At 67.1% G+C, this 1,345-nt stretch carries 1 protein-coding gene; it reads left to right on the forward strand.

The annotated features are described in order from the left end of the window. On the forward strand, positions 1-1,345 hold a 1,345-nt coding region (locus AC1DS5_RS24930; RefSeq protein ID WP_477720927.1), incomplete at both ends, for an RHS repeat-associated core domain-containing protein.

Below are 1,345 nucleotides of genomic sequence, written 5' to 3' on the forward strand. Positions count from 1 at the left end.
GCCCCACCCCGCAAGAAAAAGGTGAGCTCACCAAGATCACCGATGAGAGCGGCCAGACCAGCTACAGCCACGACGCCCTGGGCCGCCTGACAGCCAAGACGGTCGTCATCAGCGGCAAGAGCTTCACCATCGGCTACGCCTGGGGCGACAGCGGCAGCGCACTGGACAAGCTGACGGCCATCACCTACCCGGGCGGCTCACGCGTGAACTACAGCTACGACGCCCAGGGCGCCGTCAGCGCCCTCAGCGTCAACCCCGTCAACCCCAACGGCGTGGGCGTCGGGGCCGGCACCACCAGCCTGCTCAGCGCCCTCGGCTACAACGCCGACAACCAGGTCAGCGGCTGGCTGTGGTCCGACGGCAAGGCCCGCACGCTGGGCTACGACAGCACCGGCCTCGTCTCCAGCTACAGCCTGGGCGACCCGCTGGGCACCGGCAACGCCGCAGGCGCCCTGCGCAGCCTCAACCGCGACGCCGCCGGGCGCATCACCGGCTACGGCCACGTCAACAACGGCAGCCCCCAAAGCCAGCTGGACCAGGGCTTCGGCTACGACAACCTGAACCGCCTGCTGAGCGCCAGCCTGGCCGGCACCAGCACCCTGTACAGCTACGACGAGACCGGCAACCGCACCAGCAAGACCGTGGGCGCCAGTAGCTACCCCAACACCATTGCCGCCACCAGCAACCGGCTGGCGCAGACCCAGGACGTGGGCGGCACGGCCACGATCACCCATGACGCGGCCGGCCACATCACCAGCGACGGCGCCAACAGCTACACCTACACCGACCGCGGCCGCATGAGCAGCGCCATCACCGGCGGCGGCACGGTCAATTACCTGTACAACGGGCTGAACCAGCGGGTCAAGAAAAGCGGCCCGAGCCCTCTGGTGCCCACCGGCGCGGCCTACTACCTGTACGACGAGGCCGGCCAGCTGCTGGGCGAGTACGACGCCAACGGCGCGCCGCTCTATGAAACCATCTACCTCAACACCCTGCCGGTGGGGGTGATGCAGCAGACGGGCACAGCGGCCACGAATGACATTGCGGTGAGCCTGTACAACCTGCATGCCGACCACATCGCGACGCCGCGCGTGATCACCAGACAGGACCAGACCATCGTCTGGCGCTGGGACACGGCCGAAGCGTTTGGCGGCACGGCGCCGAACCAGAACCCCAGTGGGCTGGGCGCCTTCACCTTCAACCAGAGGTTCCCGGGGCAGGTGTTTGACGCGGAGACCGGGCTGTTCCAGAATTGGAATCGGGAGTACAACGCCCGATTGGGGCGGTATATTCAGTCTGATCCCATCGGACTCCAAGGGGGCATCAATACCTTTGCCTATGTGGG

It is taken from the genome of Polaromonas sp. P4_H1, assembly GCF_056400945.1.